16 protein-coding genes and 1 pseudogene are annotated in these 21,401 nt (G+C 60.4%); 2 read left to right on the top strand and 15 right to left on the bottom strand.

Features of this window, described 5'->3' with window-relative positions; genetic code table 11:
• Nucleotides 1-28: 28 nt before the first annotated feature.
• Nucleotides 29-1,183, top strand: a pseudogene (locus EJA70_RS31325) (methyl-accepting chemotaxis protein); the annotation flags it as partial.
• On the top strand, nucleotides 1,166-2,038 hold the full coding sequence (locus EJA70_RS31320; RefSeq protein ID WP_371262351.1) for a methyl-accepting chemotaxis protein: 873 nt from the start codon (nucleotides 1,166-1,168) through the stop codon (nucleotides 2,036-2,038). The pseudogene EJA70_RS31325 and the gene EJA70_RS31320, both read left to right, overlap by 18 nt.
• 155 nt (nucleotides 2,039-2,193) lie before the next feature.
• Here EJA70_RS31320 and EJA70_RS04230 read toward each other — a convergent pair whose 3' ends face one another.
• The 15 genes from EJA70_RS04230 to EJA70_RS04160 all read right to left on the bottom strand — a co-directional run bounded on the left by EJA70_RS04230 (nucleotide 2,194) and on the right by EJA70_RS04160 (nucleotide 21,310).
• Nucleotides 2,194-2,928 carry an amino acid ABC transporter ATP-binding protein gene (locus EJA70_RS04230; RefSeq protein WP_158829877.1) on the bottom strand — a complete coding sequence of 245 codons (735 nt, stop codon included), beginning with the start codon at nucleotides 2,926-2,928 and terminating at the stop codon, nucleotides 2,194-2,196.
• The gene (locus EJA70_RS04225; RefSeq protein WP_158829875.1) at nucleotides 2,921-3,880 is read right to left on the bottom strand and encodes an amino acid ABC transporter permease; all 960 of its coding nucleotides are present in this window, start codon (nucleotides 3,878-3,880) and stop codon (nucleotides 2,921-2,923) included. The genes EJA70_RS04230 and EJA70_RS04225 overlap by 8 nt, the downstream gene beginning before the upstream one ends.
• A 138-nt stretch (nucleotides 3,881-4,018) precedes the next feature.
• Nucleotides 4,019-4,816 carry a transporter substrate-binding domain-containing protein gene (locus tag EJA70_RS04220; protein WP_034152980.1) on the bottom strand — a complete coding sequence of 266 codons (798 nt, stop codon included), beginning with the start codon at nucleotides 4,814-4,816 and terminating at the stop codon, nucleotides 4,019-4,021.
• A 361-nt stretch (nucleotides 4,817-5,177) separates the two neighbouring features.
• Nucleotides 5,178-7,748, bottom strand: a complete 2,571-nt coding sequence (mdoH, locus tag EJA70_RS04215; protein WP_158829873.1) for a glucans biosynthesis glucosyltransferase MdoH — start codon at nucleotides 7,746-7,748, stop codon at nucleotides 5,178-5,180.
• On the bottom strand, nucleotides 7,741-9,552 hold the full coding sequence (locus EJA70_RS04210) for a glucan biosynthesis protein G (protein ID WP_158829871.1): 1,812 nt from the start codon (nucleotides 9,550-9,552) through the stop codon (nucleotides 7,741-7,743). The genes mdoH and EJA70_RS04210 overlap by 8 nt, the downstream gene beginning before the upstream one ends.
• 276 nt (nucleotides 9,553-9,828) lie before the next feature.
• Nucleotides 9,829-10,266, bottom strand: a complete 438-nt coding sequence (dtd, locus tag EJA70_RS04205) for a D-aminoacyl-tRNA deacylase (RefSeq protein WP_008080612.1) — start codon at nucleotides 10,264-10,266, stop codon at nucleotides 9,829-9,831.
• Entirely contained in the window at nucleotides 10,263-11,234 is a 972-nt protein-coding gene (pip, locus tag EJA70_RS04200; RefSeq protein ID WP_141127247.1) for a prolyl aminopeptidase, read from the bottom strand. Before pip ends, dtd begins: the two co-directional genes overlap by 4 nt.
• A 293-nt stretch (nucleotides 11,235-11,527) precedes the next feature.
• Complete coding sequence (gene hutG, locus EJA70_RS04195) at nucleotides 11,528-12,331, bottom strand: N-formylglutamate deformylase (RefSeq protein ID WP_158829869.1); 804 nt, start codon at nucleotides 12,329-12,331, stop codon at nucleotides 11,528-11,530.
• 10 nt (nucleotides 12,332-12,341) lie between these two features.
• A complete protein-coding gene (gene hutI, locus EJA70_RS04190) occupies nucleotides 12,342-13,547 on the bottom strand; it encodes an imidazolonepropionase (RefSeq protein ID WP_158829867.1) in 1,206 nt (401 codons plus the stop codon).
• Between the two features lie 129 nt (nucleotides 13,548-13,676).
• Nucleotides 13,677-15,209, bottom strand: coding sequence for a histidine ammonia-lyase (hutH, locus tag EJA70_RS04185; protein WP_158829865.1), 1,533 nt, complete (start codon nucleotides 15,207-15,209; stop codon nucleotides 13,677-13,679).
• A 116-nt stretch (nucleotides 15,210-15,325) separates the two neighbouring features.
• Nucleotides 15,326-16,849 carry a histidine ammonia-lyase gene (hutH, locus tag EJA70_RS04180; protein WP_158829863.1) on the bottom strand — a complete coding sequence of 508 codons (1,524 nt, stop codon included), beginning with the start codon at nucleotides 16,847-16,849 and terminating at the stop codon, nucleotides 15,326-15,328.
• A gap of 188 nt (nucleotides 16,850-17,037) precedes the next feature.
• Nucleotides 17,038-17,868, bottom strand: coding sequence for a glycine betaine/L-proline ABC transporter ATP-binding protein (locus tag EJA70_RS04175; RefSeq protein ID WP_150707971.1), 831 nt, complete (start codon nucleotides 17,866-17,868; stop codon nucleotides 17,038-17,040).
• Nucleotides 17,865-18,716 carry a proline/glycine betaine ABC transporter permease gene (locus tag EJA70_RS04170; protein WP_008080600.1) on the bottom strand — a complete coding sequence of 284 codons (852 nt, stop codon included), beginning with the start codon at nucleotides 18,714-18,716 and terminating at the stop codon, nucleotides 17,865-17,867. Before EJA70_RS04170 ends, EJA70_RS04175 begins: the two co-directional genes overlap by 4 nt.
• Before the next feature lie 83 nt (nucleotides 18,717-18,799).
• A complete protein-coding gene (locus tag EJA70_RS04165) occupies nucleotides 18,800-19,768 on the bottom strand; it encodes an ABC transporter substrate-binding protein (RefSeq protein ID WP_158829861.1) in 969 nt (322 codons plus the stop codon).
• Nucleotides 19,769-19,837: 69 nt separating this feature from the next.
• Entirely contained in the window at nucleotides 19,838-21,310 is a 1,473-nt protein-coding gene (locus EJA70_RS04160) for a cytosine permease (protein WP_158829859.1), read from the bottom strand.
• Nucleotides 21,311-21,401: the final 91 nt, after the last annotated feature.

The raw sequence follows: 21,401 nt of genomic DNA, 5'->3' as shown, positions 1-21,401 counted from the left end.
CCTCGTTTCACTCGACAGCTCCTACAGGATGGCGGCGCCTCGGATAAATGGTGTTACAGATTGCCATCACTCGGCCGATACCCTCCCCATAAGTCCAATTAGTGGGTCGGGGAGTGGTCGCATGTACCGTTGGTTAGCCGAGAATCTTGGAAACGTCAGCGTCAAACGCAAGCTGGGTATTGGTTTCGGCCTGGTGCTGTTGCTGACACTGTTGATCACCTTCACCGGCTGGACCGGCATGAACGGCATCATCAGCCGCGGTGACAAACTGGGGTTCATCTCCAGCCTCAATGAGCTGACCAAGGACTTGCGTCTGGCGCGCCTGGACTATGAAGCGCGCCGTGGCGAGCAAGGCCCTGGCGCGGTGAACGAGTTGCTGAATAAACTCGACAGCGGCCTGCAAACCGCGCGCAGCCTGATCGAGCAACCGTCCGATGCCGCCATGGTTGATCAGCAACTGGCCGCCGTCGCCGAGTACAAACGCGCTTTTGCCGACATGGCGCAGGCCACCGTGCAACGCGAAGACGCGCGCAGCAAGCTCGGCGCCAGTGCCGACAACGCCGTGGCCAAGGTCGCCGAAGTGGAAAAATCCCTGCTGCAGGGCGACAGCGTCGTGCAATTCAACAGCGTGATCGAGCTGAGCAAACTGCTGCAACAGGCGCGTTATCAGGTTCGCGGCTACACCTACAGCGGCAAGGCTGAAGCCGAGCAACCGGCGCTGGACGCCATCGACAGCGCTCTGAAAAACCTTGAGAGCCTGCCGGCGAAACTGCCGGAACAGCACATCGTCAACCTGCAACAGGCCACTGACTCGATCAAAGCCTATCGCGCGGCGGTCGCTCAGTTCCGCGACTCCCAAGTCACCAACGCCAAGTCCCTCGCGCGAATGTCAGCGCAAGGCGACATTCTGATCGACCTCAGCAAGAAGCTCACCGCCTCGCAGACCATCGTGCGCGACACCGACGCCGCCCACGCCAAAAACATGCTGCTGATTGCCACTGCGCTAGCCCTGGCGTTCGGCCTGCTCGCTGCGTGGGCAATCACTCGCCAGATCATCATTCCGCTGAACCAGACCCTGAAAGTCGCCGAGCGCGTGGCCGCTGGCGACCTGACCCACAACCTCATCTCCCTGCGCCGCGACGAACTCGGGCAGTTGCAACGCTCGATGCAGAGCATGACCCAAGGCCTGCGCGAGTTGATCGGCGGCATCAGCGACGGCGTCACCCAGATCGCCAGCGCTGCTGAGGAACTCTCGGCCGTGACCGAGCAGACCAGCGCCGGGGTCAACAATCAGAAGATCGAGACCGACCAGGTCGCCACCGCCATGAACGAAATGGCTGCCACCGTGCAGGAAGTCGCGCGCAACGCCGAGGAAGCCTCCGAAGCAGCCGTGGCTGCCGACCAACAGGCCCGTGAAGGCGACAAAGTCGTCGGCGAAGCCATCGCGCAGATCGAGCGTCTGGCCGTTGAAGTCGGTCACTCCACCGAAGCCATGGGCGAGCTCAAGCGCGAAAGCGACAAGATCGGCAGCGTCCTCGACGTGATCAAATCCGTGGCCCAGCAAACCAACCTGCTGGCCCTCAACGCGGCCATCGAAGCGGCGCGTGCCGGTGAAGCCGGGCGTGGTTTCGCCGTGGTCGCCGACGAAGTGCGCAGCCTCGCCCAGCGCACGCAGAAGTCCACCGAAGAGATCGAAGAGCTGATCGTTGGCCTGCAGAACGGTACCCAGCAAGTGGCAACGATCATGGACAACAGCCGCACATTGACCGATAGCAGCGTCGAGCTGACCCGTCGCGCCGGTGGTTCGCTGGAGAGCATCACGCGCACTGTGTCGGCGATTCAGGCGATGAACCAGCAGATTGCCGCGGCGGCCGAGCAGCAGAGCGCGGTGGCGGAAGAGATCAACCGTAGCGTGCTGAATGTGCGGGACGTGTCGGATCAGACGTCGGCGGCGAGTGAAGAGACGGCGGCGTCCAGCGTTGAGCTGGCGCGGTTGGGGACGCATCTACAGATGCTGGTGGGGCGATTCAAGGTTTGAGGTGATTCATCCACCTCGGTTCGCTTGGGACCGGGGTGATGCTATCGCTGGCAAGCCAGCTCCCACAGTGAATTAGCTGAACACAAACTTTGTGATCGACTACAAACCCTGTGGGAGCTGGCTTGCCAGCGATGGCGTCCGAGAGGACGCCGCAGTTACAAAACCTGGCGCAGGAAGGCCTGAGCCCTCGGGTCTTTCGGTGCATCGAAGAATTCCGCCGGCGCGGCATCTTCGAGCAATTTGCCGTGATCGAAGAACAACACCCGATCCGCCACTTCCCGGGCAAAGCCCATTTCGTGTGTGACGCAGACCATGGTCATGCCTTCCACGGCCAGGTTCTTCATCACGTCCAGCACTTCGCCGACCATTTCCGGGTCGAGCGCCGACGTCGGCTCGTCAAACAACATCACCTTCGGCTCCATCGCCAGCGCCCGGGCAATTGCCACGCGCTGTTGCTGACCGCCGGACAGGCGTGACGGAAACTCGTTGGCCTTCTGTGCAATACCGACTTTCTGCAGCAACTCCATCGCCTTCGCCTCGCGCTCTTTCTTGCCGCGCTTGCGCACGACTTTCTGCGCCAGACAGAGGTTTTCCAACACGGTCATGTGCGGGAACAGGTTGAAATGCTGAAAGACCATGCCGACTTCGCGGCGGTAGGCGTTGACGTCGGTTTTCGCGTCGGCCAGTTGCAGGCCGTCGATGCTCACCGAGCCGGAATCGAATTCCTCCAGGCCATTGAGGCAACGCAAGAAGGTCGACTTACCGGAACCCGACGGGCCGATCACCACCAGCACTTCGCCCTTGGCGACCGTGGTGCTGACGTTATCCACCGCGCGCACCACTTGGCCACGGGTGTCGAAGACTTTTACCAGTTCGCGGACTTCAATCACTTTGCGCGAGCCTCCGCTCAAGCCGGCTGGCGATTTTCGACAGCGGCAGGTTGATCAACAGGTACAGGCCGGCGACGCAGAACAGGATTTCGAACGGCGAGAACGAGGTGGTGATGACTTCACGGCCACTTTTCAGCAGTTCGGTGATGGCGATCACCGACACCAGCGAGGTGTCCTTGACCAGACTGATGAACTGCCCGGCCAGCGGCGGCAGCACGCGTTTCAGCGCTTGCGGCAGCACCACGTGGCGCATCGACTGGCCGGCACTCAGGCCGAGGGAGCGCGCCGCTTCGTTCTGGCCACGGGCGATCGATTGCACGCCAGAACGAATGATCTCGGCCACGTAGGCGCCGGTGAACAGCGACAGCGCAGCGATCCCGGCGAATTCGCGGGACAGGTTCATCACCGTGCCGATGAAGAAGTAGAAAATGAAAATCTGCACCAGCAGCGGCGTGCCGCGCACCAGTTCGACATAAATGGTCGAGAGGTCGCGCAGGGTCGGGTTGTTCGACAGACGGCACAGACCGGTTACGAGACCGATCAGCAATCCCAGAATCCCCGACACCACCGACAACCAAAGCGTCGTCCACAGGCCCCACAACAGCGGCCCTGCCGCCCAATGGCGAGTGACACCCACGACGTCGCCTTCGGCCACATCGTCGCCCTTAGCGAATTGCAGGCTGTTCTCGTCGACGGTCAGGTGCTGCTCGTCACCGGCGTCGTTGCGCAGGGTGACTTGCGCGCTGCTGCCCTTGCGCACGAGTTCAGTGACGGTGGAAATGTCCGTGGCACGCTGGGTTTCTTCAGCCTGATAGGCGAAGTACTGCGGCACGCGGTTCCAGCGCCATTCGTAGGACATCAGCGACGTCGCGTAATACAACGCGCCCGCGAGGCCGACCAGCACCAGCACGGTGAGGACGTGCCAGGGCCATTGGGCTTTTTTCTGTTTCATTGCAGGTTCTCGGATGATCGTTCCCACGCTCTGCATGGGAATGCCGCTCGGGACGCTCTGCGTCCCTGCCTGATCGTGACGCGGAGCGTCACAGGATGCGTTCCCACGCAGAGCATGGGAACGATCAGCGGATGCGCGTTATTCCATGTCCTTGAGCCACTCGGTGCTCTTGAACCACTTGTCATGGATGCGATCGTAGGTGCCGTCTTCGTGGATCTGGTGCAGGAAGTTGTTGATGAAGTTGAGGCTGTCGTAATCGCCCTTCTTCAGACCAAACGCCAATGGCTCGTAGGTGAACGGCTTGTCGAGGAACACCAGTTTGCCGGCGCCGACCTTGGTCACCGCCACGACGTTGTACGGGGCGTCGTAGATAAAGGCGTCAGCCTTGCCGTTGACCACATCGAGCACGGCTTCCTGCTCGTTGTCGTAGCCGTGGTACTTGGCTTTGGAGATCAGCTTCTTGGCAACCATTTCACCGGTGGTACCGAGCTTGGAGGTAATGCGGTAGTCCGCGGTGTTCAGGTCTTTGTAGGACTTGATGGTGCCTTCCAGCTCTTTGCGGATCAGCAGGGTCTGGCCGACAACGATGAATGGTTCGCTGAAATTCAGGCGCAGGTTGCGTTCCTGGGTCAGGGTCATGCCGCTGCCGATCATGTCGAATTTGTCAGTCATCAGCGCCGGGATGATGCCGTCGTAACCGGTGGAAACCAGCTCCAGTTTGACGCCCATGGCCTTGGACATGGCTTTGAGGATGTCGACTTCGAAGCCGATGATTTCGCCGCGTTTGTTGGTCATCTCGAACGGCATGTAGGTCGGATCCATACCGACTTTCAACGTGCCCCGCTTGACCGCGTCATCGATTGCGCCAGCCTGCGCCGCATTGACTGCAACCAGTGCCGTGACGCCGACCAGCAGCATCGACAGATACTTCTTCATCTTCAAGTCCCCAAAACCATTGCGTGTGCGGCGCGAAAAACCGACTGAAAACGGGCAAAAAAGCCCGGGCGCGCCAATTCGGGGACGGATGCTAACGCACTCGTTTTTTTGCACAAGGTTTAATGGACGATTTGTTTAACAATCAAGAGCTACCCCCTCACCCCAGCCCTCTCCCCCAAGGGGGCGAGGGGGAAAGGGAGCAGATCGGGGAATATTCAAAACTTGAGTTCGACTCGATATCTCAGGTCGGCGTATCTCGAATATTCAACGCGGTCGGTCCCCTCTCCCTCTGGGAGAGGGCTAGGGTGAGGGGCTTTTCGGCGCCATAAAAAAACCCCGCTGAATCAGCGGGGTTTTCTCATCAGGCCGGCTGAGCCTGCAAGCTCACCGGTTGCAACGGCAACAACGGCGCATGCGGATCGGCTTTCACCGACGCCCGCCATGCATCCAGCCACTCAGCGTGACCTTCTGCCCAGACCTGCTCATGCAAACGCGCCAAGGCAACAGGGTCGCTCAGCAATTGCAGACGATCATGGTTGTTCAACCCCGCAGGGCCGACCTTGATCGCGTGACGTACACGCTCCTGACGCAGCCACTCGATCGGTTCAGACTGACCGTGACGCGAGGTCGCCAGCGAGCACGCCAAAGCGTTCTGCTGCGGATCGACCACCGCGCGGACGAAGCCGTCGTTTAGAGCGTGGTAACGATTTTCGTGGGTGTACTGATCGGTCGCCAGCAGCGCCTGTGGCGGATTGTATTCCTCAGGGATGAGGAACAGGCTCTCGTCACGGGACTTCAGGCCCAAGCCAACACGGCTGGAAATCACCGACACCGGGATCGACAGCATCAGCGAACCGACGATCGGCACCAGCCACCAGAGAAAGCTCGGGTTCAGCCAGACCACCAGCAGCGCCCAGCAGAAACCCAGCAGGGTTTGCGGGCCGTGGCGTTTGACCGCTTCGCTCCAAGGTGTCGAGTCGTCGTCACGTTGCGGCGAGTTCCAGGTCGCGGCCCAGCCGAGGAACGCGGCCAACACGAAACGGGTGTGGAAAATCATCCGCACCGGCGCCAGCAGCATGGAGAACAACATCTCCAGCAGCATTGACAGGGTCACCTTGAACTTGCCGCCGAACTCTTTCGCGCCCTTGGCCCAGATCAGGATGATGCTCAACAGTTTCGGCAGGAACAGCAGCACGATGGTCGTCGAGAACAGCGCGATCGCCTTGTCCGGGTGCCATTGTGGCCACAGCGGATAGAGCTGGCGCGGTTCGAGGAAGTACTGCGGCTCCATCAGCGTGTTCACCGCCAGCAGCGCAGTCGACAACACCAGGAAGAAGAACCACAACGGCGCCGACAGGTACGACATCACGCCGGTCAGGAATACCGCACGGTGCACCGGGTGCATGCCTTTGACCAGGAACAGACGGAAGTTCATCAGGTTGCCGTGGCACCAGCGACGGTCACGCTTGAGTTCGTCGAGCAGGTTCGGCGGCAGTTCTTCGTAGCTGCCCGGCAAGTCGTAGGCAATCCATACGCCCCAACCGGCACGGCGCATCAGCGCGGCTTCAACGAAGTCGTGGGACAGGATCGCACCGGAGAAGGCACCTTTACCCGGCAACGGCGCCAGGGCGCAGTGGTCGATAAACGGCTTCATGCGGATGATCGCGTTGTGACCCCAGTAGTGGGATTCACCCAACTGCCAGAAATGCAGACCGGCGGTGAACAGCGGGCCGTACACGCGGGTCGCAAACTGCTGCATACGCGCATACAGGGTGTCCATGCCCGACGCACGCGGCGCGGTCTGGATGATCCCGGCGTCCGGCGTGGCTTCCATCAAGCGCACCAGACTGGTCAGGCACTCGCCGCTCATCACCGAGTCGGCGTCGAGCACAACCATGTACTTATAGTCACCGCCCCAACGACGGCAGAAGTCGTCGAGGTTACCGCTCTTGCGTTTCACCCGACGGCGACGGCGACGATAGAAGATCTTGCCGAAGCCTTTGGCTTCACGGCAGACGTCCAGCCAGGCCTGTTGCTCGGCGACACAGATATCGGTGTCGTTACTGTCGCTGAGGACGAAGAAGTCGAAACGATCCAGATCACCGGTGGCAGCAACCGATTCGAACGTTGCGCGCAGACCGGCGAATACGCGCGGTACGTCTTCGTTGCAGATCGGCATCACCAGCGCGGTACGCGCGTCTTTGGCAATCGGCTCATTGCCGGCGCTTTTGCCGGAGATACGGTATTTATCGTGACCGGTGAGCAATTCGAGGAAGCCCATCAGAGCCGTCCAGAAACCGGCCGATACCCAGCAGAACAGAATCCCGAACAGAATCAGAATGCTGGTTTGCAGCGCATACGGCAGCACTTGCGTGGCGGTTTGCAGCAGCGGCTGGTGCAGAACTTCATCAAGGTCGACGAACGACCAGCCCTGGTACGGCATGATGCCTTTCATGTACCAGCCAGCGACGATGGTCTGGCCGAGCATCAGCAGCAACAGAATGTAGCGACGAATCGAACCGACGGTACGCCAGCGCGCGGCCGGCAGAACGTTTTCGTCCTTCGGCGGCTGTGGCGGGTTGGTGCGACCGGTCATGCGGCGCCAGCCACGCACCAGAATATTGGTGCGCCACGGCTCCGGTACCACCTTGGTGCGGCGGATCGGCGGCGTCGCCTTCAGGCTGACGCGACCGCTGGCGTCGAGCACCAGCATCTCCGCTTCTTCCAGCTGTTCGGCAGTGCTCAGGACCAGGCGCTTGCCCACCGAAGCCTGGGCGGCCTCGGCAGGTGCGTCGAAGGTTGAAGACGACAGGCGTTCATGCAGCTCGCTGAACGACTGGCAGCCCGCGAGTTCCGCGCGCTGCTCGTCGGTCATCGGCAGATGCGCCAGATACTCGGACAGAGTCTCTGGCTGTACTTGAGAGTTACTCATCGGCAGGCAACTGATAGCTCCAGGTCTCGGTCAGGACTTCTTCAGTCGGTGCCGATTCCGGTGTGGCTGGGGCCGCGTCGGCAGCGGCTGGCTGCTTGGCGTCTTTGTTGGCCTTGTCCTTGGCATCTACCGCTGGCTTGGCGTCGGCCTGTTTGGCCTCGGCAGCCTTGGCTTCCTTGTCGAGTTTCTCTTGTTGCTTGGCGGCAACCTTGTCGGCCTTGGCAACGGACGAGTTGGACGCCGGCACCGATTTCGCCAGATCAGCAGTCACGACTGGCTGAACCAGGGCGGCACGCATCTCGGTGGACTTGCTCGCGTCCTTGATCTTCATGCGCAAGGTCAAACGCCAGCCCTTGGTTTCCGGGTTGTAGCGCACGCTGTTTTCGACCAGTTCGGCGTTGTCGCCGACGCTGACCTGACTGCGCACGTCGGCATCCGGGGTCAGCGCGGCCAGCGATGGACCTTCGAAGTCGACCAGATACGCAACGCTGCCGTCCGGCTGACGGATCAGGTTCGATTGCTTGACGTCACCGGTCGAACGCAGAGTCTGCGAAACCCAGGCGCTGTCCGGCGCATGAATCGCCGCTTCGTCCATGGTCCAGTGCATGCGGTAAGCGAAGTCCAGTGGCTGACCCGGCTCCGGCATTTTTTCCGGGCTCCAGAACGCAACGATGTTGTCGTTGGTTTCGTCAGCGGTCGGAATCTCTACCAGATCAACGGTGCCCTTGCCCCACTCGCCCTTCGGCTCGATCCAGGCGCTTGGGCGCTTGTCGTAGCGGTCGTCGAGGTCTTCGTAGTGGCTGAAGTCGCGGCCACGTTGCAGCAGACCGAAACCACGCGGGTTCTCGATGCTGAAGTTGCTCACGGCCAGGTGTTTCGGGTTGTTCAACGGGCGCCAGATCCACTCGCCATTGCCGGCATGGATCGACAGACCGCTGGAGTCGTGCAGTTCACGACGGTAGTTGAGGACTTTCGACGGCTGGTTGGCGCCGAACAGGAACATGCTGGTCAGCGGCGCGATGCCCAGTTTGCCAACCTTGTCACGCAGGAACATCTGCGCCTTGACGTCGACAATGGTGTCGCTGCCCGGACGCAGGATCAGGCGGTAGGCACCGGTGGCGCGCGGCGAATCGAGCAGCGCGAAGATCACCAGATGCTTGTCGCCTGGCTTCGGCTGTTGAATCCAGAACTCGCGGAAACGCGGGAATTCTTCGCCCGACGGCAGCGCGGTATCAATCGCCAGACCACGCGCCGAGAGGCCGTAGGTGTGGCCCTTGCCGACAACGCGGAAGTAACTCGCGCCGAGCATGGTCATGATTTCGTCTTGCTTGTCGGCCTTGTTGATCGGGTACAGCACACGGAAACCGGCATAACCCAGTTGTTCGGTGGCTTTCGGATCGAATTTCAGGTCGCCGAAATCGAAGCGCGTCGGATCGTATTTGATCTCTTCGACGGTGTTCGCGGTGATTTCGTTGATTTTCACCGGCGTATCGAAGTGCATACCCTGGTGATAGAAGGAAAGTTTGAACGGGGTCTTCTGATCAGCCCACTCAGCCTTTTCGGTGAGGAAGCGGATTTTCTGATAGTCCGCGAACTTCATGTCGCGGAACTCGTTCGGCAGATTGCTGCGCGGGGCTTCGAACTTCTGCCCGGCCAGTTCTTTAGCTTTCGCCGATACATCGTCAAGATTGAACGCCCAAAGCTGGCCGGCGCTGAGCAGGCACAGGAGCGCCGAGCCCGCTACCAGAGCACTTCGCACGCGTTTGGCAGACAATTTTGCTGCATTACAGGGACTAACAATCACGAGCAACCCTCGCCGAAAACAGATCAAAAAACCAACGGCCAGCTATCTATATGCCAGGTTGGCGAGCATTGTTCCGACTCCGCTGGGGCAAAATGATTCCCCAATCGGATCCGGACAAGTCTCTACCTAAGTCAAAATGGACCAACGAACGCTGATCCCCGTAGCGCGCGATTATCTAGTAGCCCGCATGACAACGCATCAGGGGTAACAAAGTATTTATCGCGAAAAATGCCTGTTTTCAGTCGAAATGCCCTTAAAAAGATGTTTCAAGCGCTTTCAAGTCTGTAACAGGAAGGTTACCGGTCCATCATTGACCAGGTGCACCTGCATATCCGCGCCGAATCTACCTGATGCCACAGTGCCATGCACCTGTTTCGCTTGGCTTAATAGATAGTCGAATAATTCCTCGCCCAGCGCCGGAGGGGCGGCGCTCGAGAAACTCGGTCGCAACCCGCTTTTGGTGTCGGCAGCCAGGGTGAACTGAGAGACCAGCAGCAACCCGCCACCAACATCGGCGAGGGACAGATTCATCTTGCCCTCGGCGTCGCTGAATACCCGATAGTTAAGCAGCTTATGCAGAAGTTTGTCGGCGCTGGCACGCGTGTCGTCGGGTTCTACCGCCACCAGCACCAGCAAACCTTGATCGACCGCCCCGACTACCTCACCCGCGACCTCGACACGCGCACCGCGAACGCGCTGTAAAAGCCCCTTCATGCTTCTTCGGGCGGCAGGTCGAGCAGACGCCGGGCCATGTTGCCCGCCGCACGCACCAGTGCATCGGTGATGCCCGGTTCGGAAGCGGCGTGGCCGGCATCGCGGATCACCTGCAGTTCGCTGTTCGGCCAGGCTTGATGCAATTCCCAGGCATTGTCGAGCGGGCAGATCACGTCATAACGACCGTGAATGATCACGCCCGGCAGATGGGCGATCTTGCCCATGTCACGAATCAGCTGGTTCGGCTCCAGGAAAGCGTTGTTGGTGAAGTAGTGGCATTCGATCCGCGCAATCGACAGCGCGCGCTGCGGCTCGGAGAAGCGATCGACCACCAGCGGGTTCGGTCGCAGTGTTGCGGTGCGCCCTTCCCACGTCGACCAGGCTTTGGCCGCGTGCATCTGCGCGATCTGGTCGTTGCCGGTCAGGCGTTTATGGAAAGCGCTGAGCAGGTCGTCGCGCTCGTCCAGCGGAATCGGTGCGATGTAGTCCTGCCAGTAATCGGGGAACAGACGGCTGGCACCGGCCTGATAGAACCACTCGATTTCCTGCGGACGGCAGAGAAAGATCCCACGCAGAATCAGACCGTGGACACGCTCAGGGTGGGTTTGCGCGTAGGCCAGCGCCAGGGTCGAACCCCACGAGCCACCGAACAGCACCCATTTTTCGATGCCCAGGTGTTTGCGGATGCGCTCAAGGTCGGCGACCAGATCCCAGGTGGTATTGTTTTCCAGGCTGGCGTGCGGCGTGGAGCGCCCGCAACCGCGCTGGTCGAAGGTGACAATGCGATAGAGGTTCGGATCGAAATAGCGACGGCTTTGCGCGTCGCAACCGGCGCCGGGGCCGCCGTGGATGAACACAACCGGCAAACCCTCCGGTGAACCGCTTTCGTCGACGTACAGCGTATGGGTGTCATCGACAGCCAGATCGTGCCGGGCGTGAGGTTTGATCTGCGGAAACAAAGTCTGCATTGCGCGCTCCGTAAAGGATCGAGGTCATCCCTGGGGGGACATCTATTATTCTGCCGTTGGGCATCATAAACCCGATTTACGTCAATGAGCATGCTCAGGACATGAATCAAAACTTGCTCCTTTGTAGGAGCTGCCGAAGGCTGCGATCTTGATCGTTCCCACGCTCCGCGTGGGAATGCAGCCCGTGATGCTCCGCATCACTGGACGCGGAGCGTCCCAAGAGGCATTCCCACGCGGAGCGTGGGAACGATCAATCAAAAGATCGCAGCCTTCGGCAGCTCCTACAGGGTGAGTCAGCCGCGGTAGTGTTTTTCGCCCCAGGCCAGATAGTGCTGTAGCAATTCCTTGAGTACCACCCGCGTTGGCTCGGCCAGGTCGGGGCGATAGCGGAACGGTTCGAACTCTTCCATGTAGGTGCTCTGGCACAACTCCAGCTGCACCGCGTGGATGTTCTCGGCCGGGTTGCCGTAATGACGGGTGATGTGGCCGCCCTTGAAGCGGCCGTTGAGCACGTGGCTGTAATCGTCATGGCGCGCGCAGATCGCTTCCAGTTGCGTAGCGAGTTGCGGATCGCAACTGGCGCCGTTGAAGGTGCCAAGGTTGAAGTCCGGTAGCTTGCCGTCGAACAGGTGCGGAATGATCGAGCGAATCGAGTGCGCATCGAACAACAGCGCATAACCGAACTCGGCCTTCAGCCGTGCCAGCTCTTGCTGAAGGGTGCGGTGATACGGCGTCCAGATTTGCTCCAGATACGTCGCACGCTGTTCTTTCGAAGGTTCGTGCCCTTCGCGGAACAACGCAATGCCATCGAACAGCGTCGCCGGGTACAGCCCGGTAGTGGCGCCGGTGTACAGCGGTTTATCGTCGGACGGTCGATTGAGGTCGATGACGAAGCGCGAGTACTCGGCAGCCAAAGTACTGGCGCCCAGTTCTTCAGCGAAATCGTACAGCTGCGGAATGTGCCAGTCGGTGTCCGGCAGGCTTTTCGCGTCCGCGATCAATCCGGCCTCGACCGCCGGGGTCAAGCGCAAGCCCGCATGCGGCATGCTGATCAGCAACGGCACGCGGCCTTGTTTGAAATTCAGAACCTTATCCACAACCGCTCTCCTACAGATTTGATTCGGCGCCGTGACGCACGACGCGTTTGTCCAGATCACCACCCAGCCAATAGGCCAGGTCCGCCGGACGATCGATGTGCCAGGCGACGAAATCCGCAACCTTGCCGACTTCCAGCGAACCATGGGTGTCGGCCATGCCCAGTGCTTGCGCGGCGTGAATGGTGGCGCCGGCCAAGGCTTCTTCCGGGGTCATGCGGAAACAGGTGCAAGCCATGTTCAACATCAGCCGCAACGACAGCGCCGGCGAGGTGCCGGGGTTGAGGTCGCTGGCGATGGCGATCTTCACTTTGTGTTTGCGCAGGGCGTCCATCGGCGGCAACTGGGTTTCGCGCAGAAAGTAGAACGCGCCCGGCAGCAGCACTGCGACGGTGTCGGCTGCTGCCATGGCGATGGCGTCGGCCTCGTCCATGAACTCCAGATGATCGGCGGACAACGCCTTATAACGCGCGGCAAGACTGGAGCCGTGCAGCGACGACAATTGCTCGGCGTGCAGCTTCACCGGCAAACCGAGTTTTTGTGCGGCGATGAACACGCGCTCGACTTGCTCAGGCGAGAACGCCAGGTATTCACAGAACGCATCCACGGCATCGACCAGGCCTTCGGCAGCCAGTGCGGGCAGCATTTCCTTGCAGATCAGCTCGATGTATTCGTCGGCGCGATCCTTGTATTCCGGCGGCAACGCGTGGGCGGCGAGACAGGTGCTGCGTACGCTGATCGGCAGCTCTTTCTGCAGACGACGAATGACCCGGAGGATCTTGCGCTCGTTGACCAGATCGAGACCGTAGCCGGATTTCATTTCGACCGTGGTCACGCCGTCGCGCATCAGGCTTTTCAGGCGTTTGGCGGCGCTGGCGAACAGCTCGTCTTCAGTGGCTTCGCGCGTTGCGCGCACGGTGCTGGCGATGCCGCCGCCGGACGCTGCGATCTCCGCATAGCTGACGCCTTGCAGGCGTTTTTCGAATTCGCCGCTGCGGTTGCCACCGAACACCGTGTGGGTGTGGCAGTCGATCAGGCCGGGAGTGACCCACGCGCCTTGCAGGTCATTGACCGCCGGGTATTCGCCGGACGGCAATTGATTGCGCGGGCCGATCCACTCGATGAGCGCACCGGACGTCACGATGGCCGCATCCTCGATGATCGAGTAGACGCCTTGCGCCATGGTTGCGACGTGGCAGTGTTGCCAGAGGGTTTTCATCCCAAATCCTCGTCTTGTGATCGTTCCCACGCTCTGCGTGGGATGCAGCCCGTGACGCTCCGCGTCACTGGACGCGGAGCGTCCCTTGAGGCATTCCCACGCGGAGCGTGGGAACGATCAGTGGGTGGGTTAAAGGCTAGGCAAAAGCTTCGCCGGAACCAGATCGGTCAGGCAGCGCGAAGCCAACAACTCAGTCGCCGCATTGATGTCCGGCGCAAAGAAGCGATCCTTCTCATAAAACGGCACTTCCTTGCGCAAAATCGCCCGCGCCTGTTCCAGCTTCGCCGAGGTCTTCAGACCGTTACGCAGATCCAGCCCCTGCACCGCCGCCAGCCATTCCACCGCGAGAATCCCGCGGGTGTTTTCGGCCATTTCCCACAGACGCTTGCCGGCCGCAGGCGCCATGGAAACGTGGTCTTCCTGGTTGGCCGAAGTCGGCAGACTGTCCACCGAATGCGGATGGGACAGCGCTTTGTTCTCGCTGGCCAAAGCAGCAGCGGTTACCTGAGCGATCATGAACCCGGAGTTCACCCCGCCATTGGCCACCAGGAACGGCGGCAGCTGCGACATGTGCTTGTCCATCATCAGCGAGATGCGACGCTCACTCAGGGAGCCGATTTCGGCGATGGCCAACGCCATGTTGTCAGCAGCCATGGCCACCGGTTCGGCGTGGAAGTTACCGCCGGAAATCACGTCGCCCTCAGCGGCGAAGACCAGCGGGTTATCAGAAACCGCGTTGGCTTCAACCGCGAGCACTTCAGCAGCCTGACGGAACTGGGTCAGGCAAGCGCCCATGACTTGCGGCTGGCAGCGCAGCGAGTACGGGTCCTGAACCTTCTCGCAGTTCTGGTGCGAGTCGGACACTTCGCTGCGCTCACCGAGCAGATCACGGTAAGCCGCAGCGGCGTCGATCTGACCTTTCTGGCCACGCGCGGCGTGAATGCGTGCGTCGAACGGCGAGCGCGAACCCAGTACAGCTTCAACGGTAAGGCCGCCAAGCGCCAAAGCACCGGCAAACAGGTCTTCACCTTCAAACAGACCACGCAATGCAAACGCGGTGGAAACCTGCGTGCCGTTGAGCAGCGCCAGACCTTCTTTAGCCGCTAAAGTCAGCGGCGTCAGGCCGGCGACTTTCAGCGCTTCAACAGCCTCCATCCACTCACCCTTGTAGCGCGCCTTGCCCTCGCCCAGCAGCACCAGCGACATATGCGCCAACGGCGCTAGGTCGCCCGACGCGCCCACCGAACCTTTCAGCGGAATGTGCGGATAAACCTCGGCGTTGATCAGCGCGATCAGCGCATCGATCACCACACGGCGAATGCCGGAAAAGCCACGGCTGAGGCTGTTGACCTTGAGCACCATGATCAAACGCACCAGCTCATCGCTGATCGGCACGCCAACACCGGCGGCGTGGGACAACACCAGCGAGCGCTGCAGGTTTTCCAGGTCTTCGCTGGCAATGCGCGTCGAGGCCAGCAGGCCGAAACCGGTGTTGATGCCGTACGCGGTGCGGTTTTCGGCGAGGATCTGCTCGACGCAGGCGACGCTGGCTTCGATCTGCGCCGAGGCGCTGTTGTCGAGGCTCAGCTTGACCGGGTTCTGGTAGACGTCACGCAATTGGGCCAGGCTCAGTTGGCCGGGAATCAGGTTCAGCGCAGTCATTTTGTGCTCCTTTTGAGAGTTTGTTATTAACTCGCCAGACGCTCCGGAGATGTCCGTTGTCCGTCGCGTCTCGCCTTTTGGGGAGTCGCGCCTTGGCACGCTGGCGTGGGTATTTTTCAGTGCAAATTCGGTAAAACGTTGTGCAGCAGATTCGGGGCTTTCAACACGCTCGCAGCGGCAGCGATATCCGGCGCCAGCCAGCGATCCTGATCGTAGGCCGGGACTTTTTCGCGTAGCAGTCGCCAAGCGATATCGGTGCCCGCGCCGAAGCATTGTTCCTTGAGGAATTCAAACGCCTGCGCCGCCAGCAGGTATTCGATGGCGAGAATCTGCGTGCAGTTTTCCAGCGCGCGATGCAGCTTGAGCGCGGCGTTAGTGCCCATGCTCAAGTGGTCTTCCTGCAGACCCGAAGTGATGTAGTTGTCGAGCACCGCAGGTTGCGCCAATTGACGGTTTTCCGCACACAGCGACGCGGCGACGTACTGGACGATCATCATCCCCGAGTTCACTCCCGGATTGGCCACCAGAAATGCCGGCAAACCGCTGACGTGCGGGTTGACCAGACGATCGAGACGACGCTCGGCAATCGAGCCGATTTCGGCCATGGCAATCGCCAGCAAATCGGCCGCCATCGCCACCGATTGGCCGTGCGGGTTGGCTTGCGACATCACCCGGAAGTTGTCCGGCGTACCCAGCAACAGCGGGTTATCGGTGCAGCCATTGAGTTCGGCTTCGACCTGTTTGATCGCATGATCGAGTTGATCGCGCGCGGCACCGTGTACCTGCGGGATCGAGCGGATACTCAGCGCATCCTGAGTGCGAATGCCTTTGCTCGACGCAATCACTTCACTGCCATCGAGCAATGCGCGCAGATTGATGCCGACCTGCTGCATGCCCGGGTGCGGTTTCAACGCGATGATCTCGGCGTCGAACGCGTCGATCTGGCCGCGCTGGGCTTCAAAACTCATTGCGCCGATGACATCGGCCCATTGCACCAGACGCGTGGCATCGGCAATCGCCAGACAGCTGAGGCCGGTCATGCACGGCGTGCCGTTGACCAGGCACAAACCGTCTTTTGCGCCGAGCTGCACCGGTTGCAGGCCTTCCTCGGCCAACGCTTGTTGTGCGCAAATAATCTGCCCGCGATAGCTGACATTGCCGACGCCGAGCAACGTGATGCCGATGTGCGCCATGTGCGTCAGGTAACCCACCGAGCCTTGCGACGGCACTTGCGGGGTAATGCCGCGATTGAGCAGCGCCAGCAGCGCTTCGACGACGCGGCGATGAATGCCGGATTTGCCGTGGCTGTAGTTGTGAATGGCGGCGCAGATGATCGCGCGGGTCTGCTCGTCGGCGAGTACCGGGCCGACGCCGCAGGCATGGCTGAGCAAGGTGTTGCGCGAGAGCTGGCTGAGTTGTTGGTCTTTAAGCGAAACGTTGGACAAACCGCCCAGACCGGTGTTGACGCCATAGGCACGCTCGCCGCTGGCGACGATGCGCTGGACGATCAATTGGGCGTTTTCGATGCGCGCCCAGGTGTCGCTCGACAATTCGAGATGCGCGCCGTGACGGGCGACGGCGACCACGTCCTGCCAACGCAAGGGGCTGCCGGTGATAACGATTTTTTCAGCCTGGGACATCTAAAACCTCAACCTTAATATTGATGCAGCTTCACCGGCCTCATCGCTGGCAAGCCAGCTCCCACAGGAGCTCCAGTGTTCACACAATCTCTGTAGGAACTGGGCCTGCCAGCCCTCATTGTTCACACAACCCCTGTGGGAGCTGGCTTGCCAGCGATAGGGCCAGTCAGTGCACTGCATAATTCAGATCAAACCACCGCCGCACGCCGCTGAACGAATCGGTCAACGTACTCATCCGCCGGCGAATGCAGAATCTCGCGCGGCGTGCCGACCTGAATCAACTTCCCATCCTTGAGAATCGCAATGCGGTTGCCGATACGCACCGCCTCATCAAGATCGTGAGTGATAAACACGATGGTCTTGTGCAAGGTCTTCTGCAGCTCGAGCAACTGATCCTGCATCTCGGCGCGGATCAGCGGATCCAGCGCACTGAACGCTTCGTCCATCAAAATGATGTCGGTGTCCGCCGCCAAGGCGCGGGCCAGACCAACACGCTGGCGCATGCCGCCGGAGAGCTGGTGCGGGTATTTGTTTTCGTAGCCCTTCAGGCCCACGGTGTTGATCCAGTGCAGCGCACGTTCCGCGCACATTTGCTTGCTCTCGCCACGCACCTTCAGGCCGTAGGCGACGTTGTCGAGTACGGTCTTGTGCGGCAACAGGCCGAAGCTCTGGAACACCATGCTGATCTTGTGCCGGCGAAATTCGCGCAGGGCGTCCATGTCGTATTGCAGGATGTCCACACCGTCGACGAGGATCGCGCCGCTGGTCGGGTCGATCAGGCGGTTGAAGTGACGCACCAAGGTTGATTTGCCCGAGCCGGACAGGCCCATGATCACGAAGATTTCGCCGGTGCCGATGCTCAGCGACAGATCGTTCACGCCGACCACGCAACCGGTCTCGCTCAGCACCTGATCCTTGGTCTTGCCCTGGCCGACCATCGCCAGTGCGTCCTTGGCGCGGTTGCCGAAAATCTTGAAGACGTTTTTGACTTCGATCTTGCTCACGGTTGCGTTGCTCATTTGCTCACCTCATGCCGTGGCCGACCGTACGCCTGAGTAATGCGATCGATGACCACTGCGAGAATCACGATCGCCAGACCGGCCTCAAGGCCACGTCCGACGTTGAGGGTCTGAATCCCCACCAGCACATCTTCACCCAGGCCACGGGCGCCGATCATCGAGGCGATCACTACCATCGACAGGGCCATCATGGTGGTCTGGTTGATCCCGGCCATGATGCTCGGCAAGGCCAGCGGCAGTTGCACGCCGAACAGTTGCTGCCAGCGGTTGGCGCCGAACGCGTTGATCGCTTCCATCACTTCGCCGTCGACCTGACGAATGCCCAGATCAGTCAGGCGAATCAACGGCGGCGCGGCGTAGATCACCGTGGCGAAAATCGCCGGGACCTTGCCCAGACCGAACAACATCAGCACCGGGATCAGGTACACGAAACTCGGCATGGTTTGCATGATGTCGAGCAGCGGCATCAGCACCGAACGCAGGCGATTGCTGCGTGCCGAAAGAATCCCCAGCGGGATGCCGATCAGCACCGAAATGATCGTCGCGACCATCATCAGCGCCAGGGTTTGCATGAGTTTGTCCCACAGGCCGACCGCGCCGACGAGGAACAACAAACCGACGATGACCGCAGTGGTCACCACTTTGCGCGTGGCGTGCCAGGCGATCACACCGACGATCGCCAGCATCAGCCACCACGGCGCCGCACGCAGCATGCCTTCAAGGTTGACGATGGCCCACAGCAGGGTGTCGGAGATATGGCGGAACACATCACCGTAATTGGTGACCAGCGAATCGACCCAACCGTTGACCCAGTCGGCGATGGAAAAGGTAAAGCTCTCGGGAAACATAAGCGGCTCTCAATCAGAAATCTCAATCAAGCGTTTACGGCATATCTCCCGGCCAGCCTCACGGTTGACCGGGAGGTATCGACCTACAGCGCCGCGTCGATTTTCTTGGCAGCGTCGTCACTGACCCACGCATGCCAGACCTCAGGATGTTCCTTGAGGAAGATTTTCGCCAGTTTCGGCGACTCGATACGTTCCTTGGCCATGCGTCCCAGGTTCTGGTTCAGCAGGTCGATCGGCAGGTTGACCTTTTCCAGCACGGCGACCAGTTCCGGGGCTTCGTCGTGGAAGGTCTTGGACAGGCCGACCTTGATGCTCACAGACTTGTCGACGCCGGGTTTTTCTTCGAGTTTGACCAGGTCAACCTGGCCCATCAGCGGGGTTGGCGACCAGTAGTAGAACAGGATCGGCTCGCCACGCTTGTAGCTCGACAGCACCGCCGCATCCAGCGCCGGGCCGGTGCCTGGACGGAAGTTGGTGTAGCTGCTTTCGAGGCCATAACTTTTCAACATTTCGCTGTTATCCAGCTCGCAGGTCCAGCCGGCCGGGCAGTTGTAGAAACGGCCCTTGGAAGGCTCTTCGGCGTCTTTGAACACGGCGGCGTATTTGCCCAGGTCAGCGATGTTTTTCAGGTCCGGGGCTTTCGGTTCCAGCTTGCGCTTGGCATCGCCTTCGATGACGTAGCGCGGCACGTACCAGCCTTCGACAGCGCCCACCACAGGTGCGCCGACACCGACGACCTTGCCGGCCTTCTCGGCCTTGTTCCAGACCTCGCTGCGGCCGACCCACTCTTCGGCGAACACTTGAATATCGTTGCTGCTCAGGGCGTTTTCCATGGTGATGGAGTTGCCCGGCAAACTGTCGGTCTTGCAGTCGTAGCCTTTATCCAAAACCACTTGCAGGACGTCGGTCAGGAGCATGCCGCTTTCCCAGTTCAGCCCGGCGAATTTCACCGGTTTGCCCGATTCGCACCAGCCGGCGGCTTGCGTCGCGCCGGCACTGGCCAGCAGGCCCATGGACAGCAATGTGGTCAGCAGGGTCTTGTTCGATTTCATTGTTGTGACGCTCCTAATCATGAATTGGCTTACGGCAGTCAAGAGGCATCCAGCCCTGTCCACGTCCAATCAGGCCTGCGCCGCAGCGCGACCGGCCCCGCTTGTTTTAGGTTGTACAACGCTGTTCTGCTCGACCGGCAGAATCAGTTGATCGGGCACCGCGCTGTGCCATTTTTTTGCGCACACGTAGTAGACGACGGCCGGCAGCACCAGGCCGATGATCCAGGAGATATCCACATCACCGAGGGCCGCCACTAGCGGGCCGGTGTAGAACTTGGTGGAGATGAACGGCAACTGCACCAGCACACCGAACACGTAGACGCTGATGCCGAGCAAGTTCCAGCGACCGTAGCGACCGTTCGGATCGGCCAGCGCCGGCACGTCGTAGCGCTCACGGGTGATGCAGTAGTAATCCACCAGATTGATCGCGCTCCACGGGGTGAAAAACGCGAGCAGGAACAGGATGAAAGACTTGAACGCACCGAGGAACGAGTGCTGACCGAGCAGCGCGATCAGGGTCGCCGTGCCGACGATCACCAGTACGAACACCAGACGCTGCATACGCGTAACGGTCAGGTGACCTTTGAAACCACTGATGATGGTCGCGATGCACATGAAGCTGCCGTAGGAGTTCAGCGTCGAGATGGTCACCTTGCCGAATGCGATGCTGAAGTACAGCAGCGCAGCGGTAGCACCGGTGCCGCCCAGACCGACGATGTAGGCGACTTCGTGACCGGCGAACTGGCCGTTGGCCGAAGCCGCCGCGAACACGCCGAGGATCATCGCCACTTGCGCGCCGACCACTGAACCGGCACCGGCGGCGAAGAAGGTTTTCACCGCCGAGGTGTTGCTCGGCAGGTAACGGGAATAGTCAGCCACGTAAGGGCCGAACGCGATCTGCCAGGAGGCCGCGAGCGACACTGCGAGCAGGAAGCTGCTCCAGCTGAAATGACGGATTTGCAGGAGTGCGCCGACGTCGGTCTGGCTCATCAGCCGCCAGAACAAAAACACAAAGGCAATCACGCCAATGACGCTGGCGATACGGCCGATCCAGTGGATCACCCGATAACCGAGCACCGTGACTACCACGATTACGCTGGCGAAAATCAGGATGCCGACGCTGTCGCTGACGTTAAACAACTGACCCAGCGCCTGACCGGAAAGTACGGTGCCGGTCGCGGTGAAACCCAGGTACATCAGGCACACCAACACGATGGGAATCGCCGCGCCATACACGCCGAACTGCACGCGGCTGGAGATCATCTGCGGCAGGCCGAGTTTCGGCCCTTGCGCGGCGTGCAGCGCCATCACGCCACCGCCGAGCAATTGACCGATCAACAGACCGATCAGCGACCAGAACACATCACCCCCGAGCACCACGGCCAAAGCCCCGGTGACAATCGCAGTGATTTGCAGGTTGGCGCCCATCCACAGGGTGAACTGGCTAAACAGACGACCGTGTCTTTCCGCTTCCGGGATGTAGTCGATCGAACGCCTTTCGATCAACGGTTTGGTGCTTGCACGATCGGTGTTGACAGCCATGATTCAACCTCTGTGGATTGTTAGATTCTCTGTAGGAGCTGCCGCAGGCTGCGATCTTTTGATCTTGAAAAACCAACATCAAAAGATCGCA

The sequence above is a fragment of the Pseudomonas sp. PB103 genome (genome assembly GCF_009764635.1).
GTDB lineage: Bacteria > Pseudomonadota > Gammaproteobacteria > Pseudomonadales > Pseudomonadaceae > Aquipseudomonas.
This window is presented reverse-complemented; position numbering and strand designations above follow the sequence as displayed.

Coding starts and splice junctions, on each gene's coding strand:
- EJA70_RS31320 (WP_371262351.1), top strand. CDS start 1,166: ATGCAGAGCATGACCCAAGGCCTGCGCGAGTTGATCGGCGGCATCAGC.
- EJA70_RS04225 (WP_158829875.1), bottom strand. CDS start 3,880: ATGAAACAGAAAAAAGCCCAATGGCCCTGGCACGTCCTCACCGTGCTG.
- EJA70_RS04220 (WP_034152980.1), bottom strand. CDS start 4,816: ATGAAGAAGTATCTGTCGATGCTGCTGGTCGGCGTCACGGCACTGGTT.
- mdoH (WP_158829873.1), bottom strand. CDS start 7,748: ATGAGTAACTCTCAAGTACAGCCAGAGACTCTGTCCGAGTATCTGGCG.
- dtd (WP_008080612.1), bottom strand. CDS start 10,266: ATGAAGGGGCTTTTACAGCGCGTTCGCGGTGCGCGTGTCGAGGTCGCG.
- pip (WP_141127247.1), bottom strand. CDS start 11,234: ATGCAGACTTTGTTTCCGCAGATCAAACCTCACGCCCGGCACGATCTG.
- hutI (WP_158829867.1), bottom strand. CDS start 13,547: ATGAAAACCCTCTGGCAACACTGCCACGTCGCAACCATGGCGCAAGGC.
- hutH (WP_158829865.1), bottom strand. CDS start 15,209: ATGACTGCGCTGAACCTGATTCCCGGCCAACTGAGCCTGGCCCAATTG.
- hutH (WP_158829863.1), bottom strand. CDS start 16,849: ATGTCCCAGGCTGAAAAAATCGTTATCACCGGCAGCCCCTTGCGTTGG.
- EJA70_RS04175 (WP_150707971.1), bottom strand. CDS start 17,868: ATGAGCAACGCAACCGTGAGCAAGATCGAAGTCAAAAACGTCTTCAAG.
- EJA70_RS04170 (WP_008080600.1), bottom strand. CDS start 18,716: ATGTTTCCCGAGAGCTTTACCTTTTCCATCGCCGACTGGGTCAACGGT.
- EJA70_RS04165 (WP_158829861.1), bottom strand. CDS start 19,768: ATGAAATCGAACAAGACCCTGCTGACCACATTGCTGTCCATGGGCCTG.
- EJA70_RS04160 (WP_158829859.1), bottom strand. CDS start 21,310: ATGGCTGTCAACACCGATCGTGCAAGCACCAAACCGTTGATCGAAAGG.